This window comes from Cellulosimicrobium sp. RS, from assembly GCF_046159675.1.
Taxonomy (GTDB): Bacteria; Actinomycetota; Actinomycetes; order Actinomycetales; family Cellulomonadaceae; genus Cellulosimicrobium; species Cellulosimicrobium funkei.
Genome location: NZ_JBJXVU010000002.1, coordinates 418,886 through 434,820, shown reverse-complemented (window position 1 = coordinate 434,820; position 15,935 = coordinate 418,886). Strand labels below are relative to the sequence as shown.

Here is a 15,935-nt window from a genome sequence, read left to right as displayed (position 1 = left end):
GGGGCGGGTGGGCGAAGTTCTTGCTGGACTTGTCATCGCCGCGCCCGGGCGGGGGGAAGCCGCAGGGCACGACAGTTCACGGCGCCGACGAGGCCGGGCCGAGAACCATTTTACCGACTCCTCAGCCGTGCGGGGCGCCCGTAGCCCCGTCCGTGACCGATTCCTCAGTCGGCCGTCACAGATCCTCGGGGTCCACGAGGAACTCCGCCTCGTCCGCGATCTCCCCGCCGACCGCCTGGTGCAGCGTGCGCGTGACCTGCGTGACCACCTCCGCGGCGCGCTTGCGCGCGATCTGGTGGTCGAGCGAGGGCTGCTCCCGCTGGGACTCCGCGAGGTCCTGCGGCTCCCAGCGCACGCGGTAGCTCACCGCGCCCCCCACCGTCCACGGCAGCCCGCGCAGCAGGAGGGGCAGCGCCTCCTCGCCGCCGACCTCGACCGCGACGAGCCCGTCCATGCCCAGGTCGACGAGGAGGCCGTACCCGTCGAGCACCGCACCGGTGGTCAGCGCCTTGATGTCGACGTCGTCCGCCGCGGCGTGCAGCGCTCGCCGCAGCTCGGGGTCCATCTTCTCGCCCGGGTAGAGCGGCAGCTCCGCGATGCCCTTCGGCGGCCCCTCGTACGGCTTGCCCTCCGTCGCGAGCCGCGTGCGGGGGTGGAGCCGTCCGACGAGCGCGAGCGCGGCGTGCGGGTCGAGCCACACGTCCGAGTACAGCGTCATGTCGACCGCGACGCCCGGGTCCGGCGTGAGGACGACGCCCGCCCCCGCCGGGTTGCCGACGTCGGTCCGGACCGACCCGCCGAGGCGGCGCGCCGCCGCGACGAGGAACGCGACCACGCGCTCCTCCTCCCGGACCGGCAGGCCGCCGGGGAACGCGCGCCCGACGCCGTCCCGGTCCCCGCCGCCCGGGTAGGGGACGTCCCCGCGCTCGCGGGGGCAGACGACGTCGAACACGAGCGCGGTGCCCGGCACGCCCGAGCCGGGGCCCGCGTACGGACCGGTGAGCGTCGTGTGGCGCGACGTGCGCAGGACGCCCGGCTCGCCCGGCCGCGCGGTGCGCGCAGGCGGCACGAGGGGCTCGGTGCCCTCCGGCGCGACGTCCCAGCGCGCGCCCGCGAACCGCGAGAGCGCGAGCGTCTCGACCTCGTCCACGAGGACGTCGGCGGGCAGCCCCAGCACGTGCCGCGCCTGGTAGGACTGCGCAGCGCCGGGCCCGGCGGGGTGCGGCAGGGGCGGGAGCGGGCTCATGCGGTGCGGTCCTCCGGTCCTCGGGTCCTGCGGGGTCGAGCGGCGTCCGACGCGGCGAGCCGCGCTCAGACGTCGGTGCGGTGGAAGTTCTGCCACGAGCGGGAGGCCGTCGGGCCGCGCTGGCCCTGGTAGCGGGAGCCGTAGACGCTGGAGCCGTACGGGTTGTCGGCGGGCGAGGACAGCCGGAAGAAGCACAGCTGGCCGATCTTCATGCCCGGCCACAGCGTGATCGGCAGCGTCGCCACGTTGCTCAGCTCGAGCGTCACGTGCCCGGAGAAGCCCGGGTCGATGAACCCCGCCGTGGAGTGCGTGAGGAGGCCCAGACGGCCCAGGCTCGACTTGCCCTCGAGGCGCGCCGCCACGTCGTCGGGCAGCGTGACCGTCTCGAACGTGGACCCGAGCACGAACTCCCCGGGGTGGAGCACGAACGGCTCGGCCGGGTCGACCTCGACGAGCCGCGTGAGGTCGGGCTGGTCCTGCGACGGGTCGATGAACGGGTACTTGTGGTTGTCGAACAGCCGGAAGAACCGGTCGAGGCGCACGTCGATGCTCGACGGCTGGAGCATCGCTGGGTCGTACGGCTCGAGCTGGACGCGGCCGGCGTCGAGCTCGGCCCGGATGTCGCGGTCGGAGAGCAGCACGGGCCCACGCTAGCCGACGCCGGAGCGTGCCCGGACCGGGCTCCGCACCGTGGATCGGTGCCCTGGACCGGCGCCCTGGATCAGCGGGTGCCGGGCGCCGTCGGGCGCGGGGCCGCGCCGGCTCGTCGTCGAGGCGGCGCGGCCCCCGCCCGCGGACGGGAGGTCAGGCGCGCAGCGGACGGCCCGTCGAGTCCACGGAGTAGTAGCCCGTCTTCGAGGTCAGGTAGAGGATGCCCTCGACCAGGCCCCAGATCGCGATGACCGGCGCCGCGAACCCGAAGGACAGCACCGACACGAGCAGCATCGTCAGGCCGATGCCGGTGTACCCGAGGTAGAAGCGGTGGATGCCGAGGCTGCCGACGAGGATGCCCAGCAGGCCCGCGGCGAGGCGCGACTTCGCCTGGGGGTCGTACGCCGGGTCGTAGCCGGGCTGGCCGTACTCGCCGGGCTGACCGTAGGCGCCGGGCTGCGCGTAGCCCGGCTGCTGGGCGTAGCTCTGCTGCGGGGCGGAGCCGTAGCCCTGGCCGGGCGCCTGCTGGCCGTAGCCGGGGGCGCTCGGCGTCCCGTACGCCTGCTGGCCGTACGCGTCACCGGCCCCGGGCTGCTGGCCGTAGCCCGGCGTCGGGCCCGACGGCGTGGCGGAGCCACCGTAGACCGGGTCACCGGGGGCGGTGCTCCCCTGCGACGGCTCGGGCTGCTGCTGGTACGGGTTCTCGGACAAGGCGGCTCCTCGGGCGGCGCGCCGCTCGTCGGCGCGGGACTGGTCGTGGTGCGGGCGGTTCTGGCATCACCGGCGTCGTCCGCTATGATCGGGTCGCGCGCTGGTTCGCCGAGGATCCTCCCAGAGGGCCCGGGGCGGACGCCACCGGCGCCGCGCGGGTGTAGTTCAATGGTAGAACTTCAGCTTCCCAAGCTGATAGCGCGGGTTCGATTCCCGTCACCCGCTCAGCCTGCGAGAGCCCCGCACCGGTCCGGTGCGGGGCTCTCGTCGTCGTGGGCCACAGGCCCGACGCGCTTCGTCACGGCCATGCCGCCAGCAGATCGTCTGCCGTCCACACCCGGGACAGGCGCGGATCGCCCTCGGCGGCGACGTCACGCGCGGCGAAGGGCGTGCGGGCGTGCCACGGGACGCTCCCGACGAACACCGAACCCCCAGCAAGAAGACAACTCTTGATGGGGGTGTCGTCGCCGAGCCCGAGGTCGCGCGCCACGGCGACGGTGACGTGGCGCGCGACCCCGGCCTCGGCGGTCCGAGGCCCGGGCGTCAGCCCAGGATGCTGCCCGCGGCCTTGGCCGAGGCGGCGAGGGAGCCGGTGAGCGGCAGGTCGGGCAGGATCACGGCCTGGGCCGCGTGGTAGACGTCGGGCTTGCCGACCCACGTGACGCCGTCGGGCCGGTTGGCGGTGTCGAGCTCGTGGTGCCACGACCCGCGCTCGTGGTCGACGAGGTGCGCGTCGATCCACGCCCACCAGCCCGCGGCGGCCTCGGCGAACCGGGGGTCGCCCGTGACGCGGCCCAGCACGTCGGCGGCCGCGACGGCCTCCGCGGCGACCCAGTGGTAGCGCCGGGGCTCGACCGGCGTGCCCGACCAGTCGACCGTGTACACGAAGCCGCCGCCGTGCTCGCCGTCCCAGCCGTCCGCGACGGCCCGGTCGAAGAGTGCGACCGCGGCGTCGGTGCGGGCGCCGGGCGTCCCGGCCGCGACGTCGACCTGGAGCAGCAGGCGTGCCCACTCCAGGCCGTGGCCCGGCGTCGACCCGTAGGGCTTGAAGGGGTCGCGGGGGCGGTCCGCGTTGTAGTCCGGCAGGGGGTTCCAGCCGGCGTCGAAGTGCTCGGGGATGCGCCAGTCGTTCTCGCGCGCCCACCCCACGACGCGGTCCGCGACCGACGCCGCGCGCGCGAGCCACTCGGGGTCGCCCGTCGCGTCGTGCGCGGCGAGGAGCGCCTCGACGGAGTGCATGTTCGCGTTGACGCCGCGGTACTCGTCGAGCACGGTCCAGTCGCGCGACCACTCGTCGGCGTGCATCCGCGGCCCGGGCTCCCAGAACCGCTCGTCGAGCACGGCGAGCGCCGCGTCGAGCAGCTCGCGCGCGCCCTCGCGGCCCGCGATCGTGCCCGACGCCGCGGCGAGCACCACGAACGCGTGCGCGTAGGCGCTCTTCGTCCCGTCCACCGGGACGGCCTCGCCCTCCGCCGGGTCGTGGCCGTCGCCCGGGCGCCGCGCGGGGCCGCGCGAGGAGACCCAGCCGCCGTTCTCGGCGTCGACGAGCACCGCCCGCAGCCCGTGCAGCGCGGCGTCGGCCCGCTCCCCCGCACCCGGCGCGCCGAGGAGCGACGCGAACGCGTAGACGTGCGCCATGCGCGACGTGATCCACGTGTGCACCGGCTGCGACAGGTCGGGGCGCCCGTCGTCGTCGAGCCACTGCGCGGCGCCGTCCGCGCGCAGCGACGCCTCGCCGAAGCGCAGCAGGTCGGCGAGCTGCTCGCGACGCCAGCCCCGCAGGTCGGTCGCTGGCGTGGGCTGCTCGGTCGGGTGCTCGGTCATCTCTCGGTCCTTCTCGTGCTGGGTGCGTGGCGCCGCACCGGGCGCGGTGCCCGTACGGCGCGGTGCCCCGGGACGATCATCCCGGGGCACCGCCGGTGGTGCATGCCTGCCTCACCCCGGTCGGACGCGGGGCGGGGCGGACTCAGGAGTTCAGCCGCAGGTCACGGCGGCGTAGTCGGCCTGGATCGACGCCGTCACCTCCTCGTCGCCGGTGCCGCGCGTCGCCTCGACGGTGACGGTGCCGGCCTCGACCGCCGCGGCCCGCGTCGCGAACGACTGGTAGGCGTTGGCGCCCGGTGCGACGGCCGCGACCTCCTTGGTGCCGAACGGCGTGACGAGCCGGATCGCGAGCGGCACGTCCTCGCCGTTCTCGGCGCGGACCGCGACGTACGCCTTGCCGGCGAGGCAGCGGGTGCTCACCGTGACGTCGACGGCGAGCGCCGGCTCCGCCTCGGTCACGGTCACGGGGACCTCGACCACGTGGCTGGTCCAGCCGTCGTCGACCACGACGTACGCCGTGTACGTCCCGGCCGCCGTGTAGGCGTGCGAGCCGGAGACCGACCCGTCGGCCACCGTGCCGGCCGCGACGTCGGAGCCGTCGCCCCACGTGACCGCCGCCCGGAGGTCGGCGCCCTCGCGGCCGCCGGCCACCTGGGCGAGCGCCACGTCCGTGGTCTGCCCGACGGCGAGCGTCACGCCCTCCGCGGCCGTGACCTCGAGCGCGGGGTGCTCGGCGAACGTGCCGTCGTGCGCGACCGCGACCACGTGGATGCGGCCGTCGCGCGAGAGCTCGCCCGGCTGGTCCGGGAGCGTGATGCTCACGGGCCGCTTGCCCTCGGGCAGCGTGATCGGCGCCGTCGCGAAGAACGCGGCGGGGGTGCCGGTCTGCGGGCTGCCGCCGCGGAGGCGGCTGTCCGTCACCGCGACGGGGATGTTGCCGAACACGGGGTTGCGGGCCGCGCCCGACCAGTCGCCGAAGCTCAGGTCGATCGGCTGGGTCGAGCCGTCGTCGAAGGTCAGCGTGCCGGTGGCCTGCTGGTTCTTCTCCGTGCCCGTGCCGATCACCGAGAGCTGCTCCGCGTCCGCGGGGACGTCGAGCTCGATGGTCTGCCCGTCGCCCGTCGCGTTGTCCGGCTGACCGGCGGGGACCGCCGGGACGTCGAACGCGAGGTCCGTGCCCGGCACCGTCGCGCGCTCGCCCTGGACGAAGCCCTTGGCCGCGAGCTGCGCCCGGTCGAAGAACACGCCCTGGCCGTCGCACGAGCCGACCGTCGTCCCGGCGTCGCCGATGCAGACGTTGTCGTACGCGGCGAGCAGCGAGCCCTCGCGCAGGAGGGAGACGTTGACGTACGAGGAGGTCGAGACGGTCTCGATCCCCTCGCCCGAGACCGTGACGGTCACGGGGTAGACGCCGGGTGCGGTCCACGTGTGCGCGGCGTCCACCGCGTACCCGCCGAACGCGCCCGCCCGCAGCGTCCCGGCGACCGGCTCGGAGCCGTCGCCGAACGCGACCTGCACGTCGAGCGCCGCGACGTCGCCCTCGACCCCGGTGAGGGTCGCGAACGAGCCCGAGACCTCGCGGCCCGTGACGCCGTCACGGTCCGGCGCGGCCGAGAGGGTGAGCTCCTCGGCCCCCGACTCCTTCGGGTCGGCGAGGAGCTCGACCTCGGCGAGCGACAGCGCGCCGGAGCCCGACGTCGCGGCCACCGTCAACCGGTACCGCGCGAACGCCGTCGGCTCGGCGACCGTGAACGGCCGCGTCTGCAGGGCCCAGCGGAACTGCTCGCCGGACCGCTCGTCGAGCGTCGTCCACGTCTCGCCGTCGTCGGAGCCCTCGAGGGTCCACGCGGACGGCGACGCCGTCCCGCTCGCCCCGGAGGTCAGCGTGTACGACCCGACGGTCGGGCGGATGCCGTTGCCCGCCCACGTGATCGACGGCGTCGTGGTGGCGAACGTCGTGCGCGTGCCGGACGTGTTGTCCGTGAGCGCCGCGGCGCTCGTGGTCGCGTCGCCGTCGGCGACGGTCGTCGTGCCGAGGCCCGCGGTCGTCGCGTCCTGCACCGGCGTCGGGGGCTCGTCGCCCTCGGTGAGCGACGGCGGCGCGTCGTCCTCGCCCGTGCCCCAGTCCGACGGCTCCGGACCCATGACGAAGTCCAGCGTCGCGCCGCCCGAGAGGTCGGCCTGCGAGAGCGACGTCGAGGTGCGGGCCTCGCCGTCCACCGCGAGGGACTGCACGTAGACGTTGTCGACCGAGTTGTTCTCGGCGTTGACGACGAGGTCGCCGTCCGGCAGGTGCACGGTCGCCTTGTCGAACAGCGGCGAGCCGACCGCGTACTGGTCCGAGCCGACCTGGAGCGGGTAGAAGCCGAGCGAGGCGAAGATCCACCACGACGACATCTCGCCGTTGTCCTCGTCGCCCGGGTAGCCCTGGCCGATCTCGCTGCCCACGAACAGGCGGCGGGTGACCTCGCGGACCTTCTCCTGGGCCTTCGACGGTGCGCCCGCGGCGTCGTAGAGCCACGGGATGTGGTGCGACACCTGGTTGCTCATGCCCCACTGGCCCATGCGCACGTCGCGCGCCTCGCGCTGCTCGTGGATGCCGCCGTTGCCGGCGCCCTTCTCCGGCGTGGAGAAGAACTCGTCGAGCTTGTCCTCGAGGCCCTGCTTGCCGCCGTAGAGGTTGGCGAGGCCCTGGCCGTCCTGCGGGGCGTGGAACGCGAAGTTCCAGCCGTTCGTCTCGGTGTACCCGCCGCCCCAGGCCTCCGGGTCGTACGTCTCGGGGTCGACGGCCCACGTGCCGTCCTCGTGCCGCGGCACGAAGAAGTCGACCTCGGGGTCGAACAGCTCGACGTAGTGCGTGGCCCGCTCGAGGAAGTACGCGGACTCCTCGCGCAGCGTCTCGCGGCGCTCGTCCGGCGTGGCCGGGTCCTCCGCGAGGGCGGCGGCCATGTTGCCGATGCCGAAGTCGTTGACCAGTCCCTCCAGGCCCCACGACACGGACTCGTGCGTGGACTCCGGCGTGAACCCGAGGAACGGCGAGGTCTGCAGGCCCTTGCGGCCCACGGCGTTGCTCGGCGGCGCGACGGTCGCGTTGCGCAGCGCGGCGTCGTACGCCTCGAGCGCGGTGCCCGTGGGGAGCGATCCCTTGAGGTACGCGTCCGCGAACGCCACGTCGGAGCTCGTGCCCGTCATGAGGTCGGCGTAGCCCGGCGAGGACCAGCGCGCGATCCAGCCGCCGTCGCGGTACTGCTGGACGAACCCGTCGACCAGCTCGGCCGCGATCTCCGGGTAGAGGAGCGAGTACGCCGGCCAGGCCGTGCGGTACGTGTCCCAGAACCCGTTGTTCACGTAGATCTTGCCGTCGACGATCTTCGCGTTGGTCTGCGTGTCCGTCGCCGAGCCGGTGGTCGCGGAGACCGGGCTCGCGTACTTGTACACCGGCTCCTGCGCCGTGCCCGTGTTCTCGAACTGCGAGTTCGGGTACAGGTTGAGGCGGTAGAGGTTCGAGTACAGCGTGACGAGCTGGTCCTCGCTCGCGCCCTCGACCTCGATGACCCCCAGGCGGTCGTTCCACGCCTGCGCGGCGGCGGCCTTGACCTCCGTGAAGGTCTTGCCGGTCACCTCCAGGTCGAGGTTCTTGCGCGCCTGGTCGAGGCTGATGAACGACGTCGCGACGCGCAGCTCGACCGTCTTGTCGGACGACGTGTCGAACGTCGCGAAGCGCGCGTCCGCGCGGTTGCCCGCCGCCGTCCCGACCGCCGTCGGACTACGGTCGAAGGTGCCGGCGACGAACATGCGCGTGCGGCCCACGGACAGGCCCGAGCCGTTCTCGACCCAGCCGGAGATCGTGCCCGTGGCCTGGTCGTACGTGAGCTTGGAGGAACCGTCCACCTTGTCCACGAGCACGTGGCCCTTGGCTCCGGGGTAGCTGAAGCGGAGCACCGCGCCGTGGTCGGTGGGCGTCGCCTCGATCGCGGACCCGTTGGTGAACGTGACCCCGTAGTAGTCCGGCCGCGCCGTCTCGTCCGCGTGGTCGAACTCGAGGCCGCGCGTCGAGAGCGTGGCGTCGGGCGTCCCCGACGCCGTCGACGGGAGGAACGTCAGCTGGTTGCGGTCGCCCATCCACGGGCTCGGCTCGTGCGAGATCCCGAAGCCCTGGAGGACGGGCTTGTTGTTGGCGTTGTTGGCCTTGTGGTACTCGTACAGCCAGCTCTGCGAGGAGGCGTTCGTGTACGGCGTCCAGAAGTTGAACCCGTTGGGCGTCGCCGTCGCGGGGATGTTGTTCCCGCGCGAGAAGCTGCCCGACGCGAGCGTGCCGCGGCGCGTGTCCACGTAGTTGGCGAGGCTCGACCCGTCGATCGTGGCCGGCTCCGCCGTGATCGCGACGTCGTCGAGCCAGCCCGCGAACTTCGTCCCGGCGTGACCGCCCGGGTTGTCGTACCCGAGCAGCACCTGGTCCACGGTCTTGCCCGCGGCGACGTCGCCGAGGTCGACCCGCACCGAGTTCCACTGGTCGGCGTAGAGGATCTTGCCCTCGCCCTGCGCCTGCGCGGTCGCGACCGTCTCGTGCGCGTCGCGCGCGCCGAGGTCGGACAGGTAGGTCCCGTCGGTGAACAGGACGTCCACCGCCGCGTACGTCGACGGGTACTGCAGGTCGTCGAGCAGCTCGGGGAAGATCGTGTAGCTCAGGCGCGTGTCCTCTCCGACGACGACGTCCACGTCGTCGTAGAGCACGTTCGTCGCGTAGGTCTCGCCGTCGGCGAGGTGCGAGCCGTCGTACCGGAGCGAGTGCAGGCCGGAGAACCCGACGCCCGCCTTGTTGGTGAAGCTGACGCGCGGCCCGGTGCCGACCTTCGTCGTCATGGGGGCCGCGGACGGGCCGGCGCTCAGGTCGGCCGAGAGGTCCCACCCGGCGAGCTGGACGATGGAGTCGCCCGAGTTCGCCGTGACGTTGAGGCGCAGGTACGTGTACGCCGCGGTGGGCGCCTCGAGCTCGAACGTGCGCGTCTGCTGGCGGTTCGGGAAGTCCTCGTCCGTCCGGCGGTCGAGCGCGGTCCACGTGGACCCGTCGTTCGACCCCTCGACCGTCCAGGTCTTCGGGTCGCGACCGGCGGCGTCGTCGCCGGAGGTCATCGTGTACGCGACGAACGAGACGGGCTCGGCGAACTCGTACCGGACCCAGCCGGTCGACGCGAACGCGAGCCACTTGGTGCCCGAGCTGCCGTCGGCGAGGTTCGCCGCGCCCTCGTTGGGCAGGTTCTGCGCGCTCGCCGTGACGCCCTTCAGCTGCCCGAGGACGCTCCCGGGCAGGCCGGCCGTGAACGAGCCGACGTTCGCCTGCCAGGGCGCGCCGTCGCGCTCGGCCACCGTGGTGGGCAGCGCCGCCGGGTCGCCGGACTCGAACGACGACGAGAAGTCGCCAGGCTCCGCGGCCGCGGCGGGGGCGGCGGCGAGCGCTCCCGCGGGGGCCGCGAGAGGCACTCCGAGCGGGACGGCGAGAGCGGCGGCGAGCACGAGGCCGAGAGGCCGGGCGCGGCCGCTGCCGGACCGCGCGACCGCGCGTCCGGACGGGAGTGGTCTGGTCATGCCGCGATCTCCTTCGATCGTCTGACAGCGCTGTCAGGCTGCAGGGGTGCCCCTGACAACGCGCAGGGGGGAAGCGTTGTCAGGGGCGACCTGAACCTATGCGTCGGTTCCAGGCTTTGTCAACGCGGTCAGGGCTCTGCCGGGAGGGCGCGGACGAGAGGACCCCCTGGCGCGAAAGTCACGCTCGGTGTGACTTTCGCGCTACCCGCTCGACCGCCGAGGGCGTCGCGCGCCGTCAGCACGACCGCGCTCGCACCGACACGCGCACGAGTACCGCGGCCACGTTTAGGCCGCGGGGCCGGGGACCTCCCCCGTGCCGCGGACGACGAGTCGCGTCGGCACCACGACGAGCCGTGGGGCGAGCTCCGGGTTCTCGGCGCGGGACACCGCGAGCGCCGCCGCCTGCCGGCCCATCTCCACGACGTCGTAGCCCACGACCGTCACGTGCAGCAGGTCCGCGAGCTCGAAGTCGTCGAAGCCGACGAGCGCGACGTCCGCCGCTCCGCCCGTCGACTCGCGGTCACGCAGCGCGTGGAGCGCGCCGACCGTGATCTTGTTGTTCGCCGTGACGAACGCCGTCGGCGGCTCGGGCAGCGCGAGGAGCTCCGCGACGAACACGCGTGCGAGGTCGGCGTCGTGCGCGCCGTCCCGCACGTAGCGGCCCGGGTCCTCGACGCCCGCGGCCCGCAGCGTCGCGACGAACTCGTCGCGACGCTCCTGGAACGTCCACAGGCGCGACACGTCGCCCACGAGCGCGATCCGGCGGTGCCCGTGCGCGAGGAGGTGCGTCACGGCGTCGCGCACTCCCCCGCGGTTGTCGATGACGACCGTGTCCGCCTCGACGCCGCGCGCGGGGCGGTCGATGAACACGACTGGCAGGCCGTCCTCGAGCTCGCGGCGCAGGCCCGAGTGGTCCGTCGACGTCGGGGTGACGACGAGCGCGCCGACGCGGCGCTCGACGAGCGCCTCGGTGAGCGACCGCTCGCGCTCCGGCTCCTCGTCCGAGCTCGTGGTGATGAGCTGGAGGCCGTGGTGGCGGAGCTCGCGCTCGATACCGCTGGCCAGCGCGGAGTAGAACGGGTTCGCGAGGTCGCCGGTGACGAAGCCGACGAGCCGCGACGAGCCGCCGCGCGCGAGGTCTGCGGCCACGGCGTTGCGCCGGAAGCCGAGACGCTGCGCGGCCTCCTGGACCTTGGCGCGCGTCTGCGGCGCGACGTTCGGCTCGTCGTTGAGGACGCGCGACGCCGTCTTGAGGCTCACACCGGCGACCTCCGCGACGGAGGCGAGCGTCGGGCGCCGGCCTCCGCGTCCGCCGTGCGGACGCGCCACGGCCACCTCCGTCGGGGTGTCGGGCACCACGACCCCGACCTCGCCCGGCGGGACCGTCCCCGCGCTCTCCCCCTGCATCACCATCTCAGACCTCCCGTCGACCACGAATCAGCATGTCGACGACGATAGCGAGCAGCAGGACCGCTCCGGTCACGATGTACCGCGTGGCCGTGTCGAGGTTGAGCAGCGTGAGCCCGTTCGCGATGGACTGGAGCACGAGCACGCCGAGCAGCGCCGACCACGCGCTCCCGCGCCCGCCGAACAGGCTCGTGCCGCCGATGACCGCGGCCGCGATCGCCGTCAGGTAGGTGTCCGCCGCGCCGGTCCCCTGGTTCGCCGCCGCGAGCCGTCCCGCGGCGAGGACGCCGCCGAGCGCGGCGAACGTCGAGCACGCGACGAAGCACGAGACGACCGTGCGGCGCACCGCGACGCCCGCGAGGAGCGCGGAGCGCCGGTTGCCCCCGACGGCGCGCACGGAGCGTCCCCACCGCGTGCGGCGCAGCAGCACGTCGACCACGACCACGAGCGCCACGAAGAGCACCACGGTGTAGCCGATCCCGCGCGCCGTCCCGAGGTACGCGACCGTCGCGACGAGCACCGCCGCGAGGACCGTCGTCCGGACCGCGACGCGGGCCAGGCCCGGGCTCGGGAGCTCCGCCCGGACGCGGCGCACGTGGTCGGTCACCCGCAGCGCGGCGTACCCCGCCACGACCACGACCACGAGGCCCCACGCGACCGCGGGGGCGAGGAAGCCCTGCTGGACCGTGCGCACGAGCCACGACTCGAACGGCAGGTTGATCGATCCCTTGGGACCGAGGACGCGCAGCTGCACGCCCGCGAGGATCAGGAGCCCCGCGAGCGTGAAGACGAACGACGCGAGCCCGAGGCGTGTGGACAGCAGCCCGTACCCGAGCCCGACGACGACCCCGACGGACAGCGCCGCGACGATCGCGATCCCGACCGGCCAGCCCAGCCCGACCGTCCCGACGGCGAGCACCGCCGCGGCGAGCCCGCTCACCGAGCCGACCGACAGGTCGATCTGGCCGACGAGCAGCACGAGCACGACGCCGAGCGCGATGATCCCCGTGGGGGCGCTCTGGAGCGTGAGGTTGACGAGGTTCTCCGCGGAGAGGAACGCCGGGTTGATCGCGCCGAGCACGACCCAGATGAGCACGAGCGCGGCGACGATCGGCAGCATGCCGAGGTGCGCGCCGCGCAGCTGCTGCACGACGGACCCGGACAGCGCGCCCGTCAGGGGCCGGTCGAGCGCCGCGCCCGAGGTGCGGCCGGGGACGCTCATCGGTGCACCGCCCCGGTGCCGCCCGCGCACCGCTCGCGCTCGGCCCCGCCCGAGCCGCTCGCGCGCGCCGGGCGCACGGCGCCCGTCATCGCGGCGAGCAGGTCCTCGTAGGACGTGTCGCCCGGGAACTCGCCGTGCACGCGGCCGAGCCGCAGCACGAGGATGCGGTCGGCGACGGCCTGGAGGTCGCCCGCCTGGTGGCTGATGAGGACGACGGCGTGCCCGCGCTCGCGCAGCTTCTCGATGAGGTTGAGGACCTCGGCCGTCTGCCGGACGCCGAGCGCCGCCGTCGGCTCGTCGAGGACGAGGACGCGCGGCGACCCGAGGAGGGCGCGCGCGACCGCCACGACCTGCCGCTGGCCGCCCGAGAGCGTGCGCACCGGCTGCCGCACGGACGGGACGGTCGCGGCGAGCTGGTCGAGCAGGCCCCACGCCTCGCGCTCCATCGCGATCTCGTCGAGGAACGGCCCGTGGAGGACCTCCTGCCCGAGGAACACGTTCTCGACGACGTCGAGGTCGTCGACGAGCGCGAGCTGCTGGAACACCGCCGCGATCCCGTGCTGGCGCGCGGCCGCCGGCGAGTCGAGCACGACGGGCGCGCCGTCGAGCAGCACCTCGCCCGCGTCGGGGCGGAACGCGCCCGCGACGACGCCCGCGAGCGTCGACTTGCCGGCACCGTTGTCGCCCACGACGGCGAGGACCTCGTGCTCCCGCACCTCGACGTCGACGTCGACGAGCGCCCGGACGCCGCCGAAGCTCTTGGAGACCCCGCGCAGGGTCAGGACGGGGGCGCTCACGGTGCCGCCTCCAGGAGACCCGCGTCGACGCACGCGTCGACGTAGGACGGGGTGCAGATCTCGTCGACCGTGTAGACGCCGCCGTCGACGAGGACGCGCCGGACGTCGTCGACGCCGACCGCGCGCGGCGCGAGCAGGAGGCTCGGGACGCCGTCGATCACCGCGGTCGCGCGCGGGTCCTCGCCGCGCAGCACCCGCACGGCGAGCTCGGCGGCCGTGCGCGCCTGCTCCGTCGTGGCCTTGTAGACGGTCATGTACTGGTCGCCCGAGACGACGCGCTGGACGGCCGCGAGCTCGCCGTCCTGGCCCGTGGTGGGCGGCACCGGGTCGAGGCCGGCGGCCTTCATCGCGGCGATGGCGCCGCCCGCGATGCCGTCGCTCGCCGCGAAGACGCCGTCGACGCGACCCGGGTACTGCGTGAGCTGCCCCTCGACCCACTCGGTCGCCTTGTCGGGGCTCCAGTCGGGCGTGTCGTACTCGGCGAGCACGTCGATGTCCTCTCCCTCGAGCGCGCGGTGTGCGCCGGCGGCGAGCTCCGCGGCGTTCGGGTCGGTCGGCGAGCCCTGGACGAGCAGGACGCCCGGCCGCCGGCCCTGCGCCGGCGGGTCCTGCTCCGCACGGTCGAGGACCGCGCCGACGAGCGCCTCCCCCATGAGGTACCCGATGAGCTCGTTGTCGAACGAGACGTAGTAGTTCGCGCCGTCGACGAAGCGATCGTAGGCGATGACGGGCACGCCGAGGCGCTGGGCCTCGGCGACGACGCTCACCGCCGCGACGGCGTCGACCGCGTCGAGCACCAGGACGTCCGCGCCGCGCGCGAGCATCGACTCGGCCTGCTGCTGCTGGTTCGCGGCGTCCTGGGCGGCGTTCGCGTACAGCACCTCGCACGACGGGCAGCGCCGCTCGACCACCCCGACGAAGGTCGGGCGGTCGGTCGTCTCGTAGCGGGCGGTCTTGGCCTCGGGCAGCAGGAGCCCGATGGTCCCCTCCGACGGCCCGGCGGGCTCCTCCGGCGGCGCGCAGCCCGCGAGCGCCAGGAGGGCGACCACGACCGCCGTGACGGCCGTCGTCACCGCACCCCGCGCGCGACGGCGGGCGCCCCCGGCCGGGACGAAGGCCCCCGTCATGCGGTCACCCCCAGGGAGCCGCTCACGCGCGCGAGGTCGAGCGCGACGGCGAGCGCGCCGCGCACCTCGGCGGCCGACCCCAGCTCGGACGCGACGACCTCGACCGGGCCCGCCGTGCTGGGGACCGTGCGCTGCTCGAGCGCGGTGCGGAGCGGGCCAAGCAGGGCCTCGCCCGCCTCGGCGAGCTGCCCACCGACGACGACGATCTCCGGGTCGACGAGGTTGCACAGGTTCGCGGCCGCGACGCCGAGGTGCTGCCCGGCGTCGAACAGGACGCGACGGCAGCCGGGGTCGCCCTCCTGGGCGCGCGCGATGACGTCGCGCAGCGTGAGGTGGCCGCGGCTCTCGGAGAGCATGGACAGCAGCACGCCCGCGCCGACGTACATCTCGAGGCACCCGCGGTTGCCGCACCGGCACACGGGGCCGTTCTCGTCGATCGTCACGTGCCCGATCTCGCCCGCGACGCCTGCGCGGCCGTGCACGACGCGCCCGCCGAGGACGAGCCCGCCGCCCACGCCGTGGGACACGCGCAGGTAGGCGACGGCGTCGTGCCCGACGGCCGCCCCGAACCGGGTCTCGGCGAGGGCGCCGAGGTTGGCGTCGTTGTCCACCGTCACGGGCGCGCCGAGCTCGGCCTCGAGCAGCTCGGGGACGACGACGCCATCCCAGCCGCGCATCATGCCGACGGTCGCGATGCGCCCGGCGCGCACGTCCACGGGGGCGGGCACCCCGACACCGACGGCGAGCAGCTCCTCGGGGGACGCGTCGACCGACGCGACCATCTCCCCCACGAGCAGCGCGGCGCGCTGGAGGCCGGTGTCGGCGCGGTGGTCCGGGGCGAGCGGCATGCGCTGGTCGGCCAGCACGCGCATGGACGCGTCCGCGAGCGCGACGCGCATCGAGCGCGTGCCGAAGTGCACCCCCGCGACGAGCCCGAGGTTGCGCGCGAGGGTCACCTGGAGCGCGCGGCGCCCGCTGCGGGTGGAGGGCGAGGTGTGCAGGACGCCCGCGCCGGTGAGCTCCTTGACGATGTTGGAGACGGTGGCCGGGGACAGCCCGGTGACGCCGGCCAGCTCGATCTGCGTGAGGGAGCCACGCTGCTGGACGGCGCTCACGATCCGGGCTCGGTTGGCCTCACGCAGTGAAGTCTGCGAGCCCGGTGTCACCCGGTCAGCGCGCACGTCGGCCAGGATACCGCCGGGACGTACCCCTCCAGGTGAGGCGCCTCGCCGCCCAGGTGGGGGCGGGCGGCTCGACAGGGATCGGACAGCGCTGTCAGAATGATCCCGCCCACGCGACCATGGGGCTTGGATCCATGTTCTGACGCGTACATCACGATTCAGCGTCGCTTGAGTTCATTTCTT

At 74.3% G+C, this 15,935-nt stretch carries 11 protein-coding genes and 1 tRNA gene; 1 reads left to right on the top strand and 11 read right to left on the bottom strand.

Translation table 11 applies throughout. The annotated features are described in order from the left end of the window. Nucleotides 1-175: 175 nt before the first annotated feature. The 3 genes from ACI769_RS05130 to ACI769_RS05120 form a co-directional block, all read right to left on the bottom strand. Complete coding sequence (locus ACI769_RS05130) at nt 176-1,246, bottom strand: hypothetical protein (RefSeq protein ID WP_034652706.1); 1,071 nt, start codon at nt 1,244-1,246, stop codon at nt 176-178. Between the two features lie 65 nt (nt 1,247-1,311). Next, nucleotides 1,312-1,887, bottom strand: coding sequence for a dCTP deaminase (dcd, locus tag ACI769_RS05125; protein ID WP_034652708.1), 576 nt, complete (start codon nt 1,885-1,887; stop codon nt 1,312-1,314). Nucleotides 1,888-2,050: 163 nt separating this feature from the next. Next, nucleotides 2,051-2,608: an NINE protein gene (locus tag ACI769_RS05120; protein ID WP_409141253.1), complete on the bottom strand. Its 558-nt coding sequence runs from the start codon at nt 2,606-2,608 to the stop codon at nt 2,051-2,053. Nucleotides 2,609-2,762: 154 nt separating this feature from the next. Here ACI769_RS05120 and ACI769_RS05115 point away from each other — a divergent pair. Continuing rightward, nucleotides 2,763-2,833 (top strand) — tRNA-Gly (locus ACI769_RS05115). 73 nt (nt 2,834-2,906) lie between these two features. Here ACI769_RS05115 and ACI769_RS05110 read toward each other — a convergent pair. The 8 genes from ACI769_RS05110 to ACI769_RS05075 form a co-directional block, all read right to left on the bottom strand. Next, nucleotides 2,907-3,098, bottom strand: a complete 192-nt coding sequence (locus ACI769_RS05110; protein WP_114552790.1) for a hypothetical protein — start codon at nt 3,096-3,098, stop codon at nt 2,907-2,909. Nucleotides 3,099-3,151: 53 nt separating this feature from the next. Further along, nucleotides 3,152-4,432, bottom strand: coding sequence for an AGE family epimerase/isomerase (locus ACI769_RS05105; RefSeq protein ID WP_409141252.1), 1,281 nt, complete (start codon nt 4,430-4,432; stop codon nt 3,152-3,154). Nucleotides 4,433-4,582: 150 nt separating this feature from the next. Beyond that, nucleotides 4,583-10,018 (bottom strand): GH92 family glycosyl hydrolase, encoded by a 5,436-nt coding sequence (locus ACI769_RS05100; protein ID WP_409141251.1) that lies wholly within the window; start codon nt 10,016-10,018, stop codon nt 4,583-4,585. 285 nt (nt 10,019-10,303) lie between these two features. Continuing rightward, nucleotides 10,304-11,431 (bottom strand): LacI family DNA-binding transcriptional regulator, encoded by a 1,128-nt coding sequence (locus tag ACI769_RS05095; RefSeq protein WP_409141250.1) that lies wholly within the window; start codon nt 11,429-11,431, stop codon nt 10,304-10,306. A 1-nt stretch (nt 11,432) separates the two neighbouring features. Further along, nucleotides 11,433-12,647: a sugar ABC transporter permease gene (locus ACI769_RS05090; RefSeq protein ID WP_137279807.1), complete on the bottom strand. Its 1,215-nt coding sequence runs from the start codon at nt 12,645-12,647 to the stop codon at nt 11,433-11,435. Further along, nucleotides 12,644-13,444, bottom strand: a complete 801-nt coding sequence (locus ACI769_RS05085; RefSeq protein ID WP_409141249.1) for an ATP-binding cassette domain-containing protein — start codon at nt 13,442-13,444, stop codon at nt 12,644-12,646. Before ACI769_RS05085 ends, ACI769_RS05090 begins: the two co-directional genes overlap by 4 nt. After that, entirely contained in the window at nt 13,441-14,571 is a 1,131-nt protein-coding gene (locus ACI769_RS05080; RefSeq protein WP_085386670.1) for a substrate-binding domain-containing protein, read from the bottom strand. Before ACI769_RS05080 ends, ACI769_RS05085 begins: the two co-directional genes overlap by 4 nt. Then, on the bottom strand, nt 14,568-15,686 hold the full coding sequence (locus tag ACI769_RS05075; protein WP_085386671.1) for an ROK family transcriptional regulator: 1,119 nt from the start codon (nt 15,684-15,686) through the stop codon (nt 14,568-14,570). The genes ACI769_RS05080 and ACI769_RS05075 overlap by 4 nt, the downstream gene beginning before the upstream one ends. Nucleotides 15,687-15,935 lie beyond the last annotated feature (249 nt).

What these genes read in the sequence shown, in the direction of transcription:
- ACI769_RS05130 (WP_034652706.1), bottom strand. Translation starts at nt 1,246, where the DNA reads ATGAGCCCGCTCCCGCCCCTGCCGCACCCCGCCGGGCCCGGCGCTGCG.
- ACI769_RS05100 (WP_409141251.1), bottom strand. Translation starts at nt 10,018, where the DNA reads ATGACCAGACCACTCCCGTCCGGACGCGCGGTCGCGCGGTCCGGCAGC.
- ACI769_RS05080 (WP_085386670.1), bottom strand. Translation starts at nt 14,571, where the DNA reads ATGACGGGGGCCTTCGTCCCGGCCGGGGGCGCCCGCCGTCGCGCGCGG.
- ACI769_RS05090 (WP_137279807.1), bottom strand. Translation starts at nt 12,647, where the DNA reads ATGAGCGTCCCCGGCCGCACCTCGGGCGCGGCGCTCGACCGGCCCCTG.
- ACI769_RS05095 (WP_409141250.1), bottom strand. Translation starts at nt 11,431, where the DNA reads ATGGTGATGCAGGGGGAGAGCGCGGGGACGGTCCCGCCGGGCGAGGTC.
- ACI769_RS05105 (WP_409141252.1), bottom strand. Translation starts at nt 4,432, where the DNA reads ATGACCGAGCACCCGACCGAGCAGCCCACGCCAGCGACCGACCTGCGG.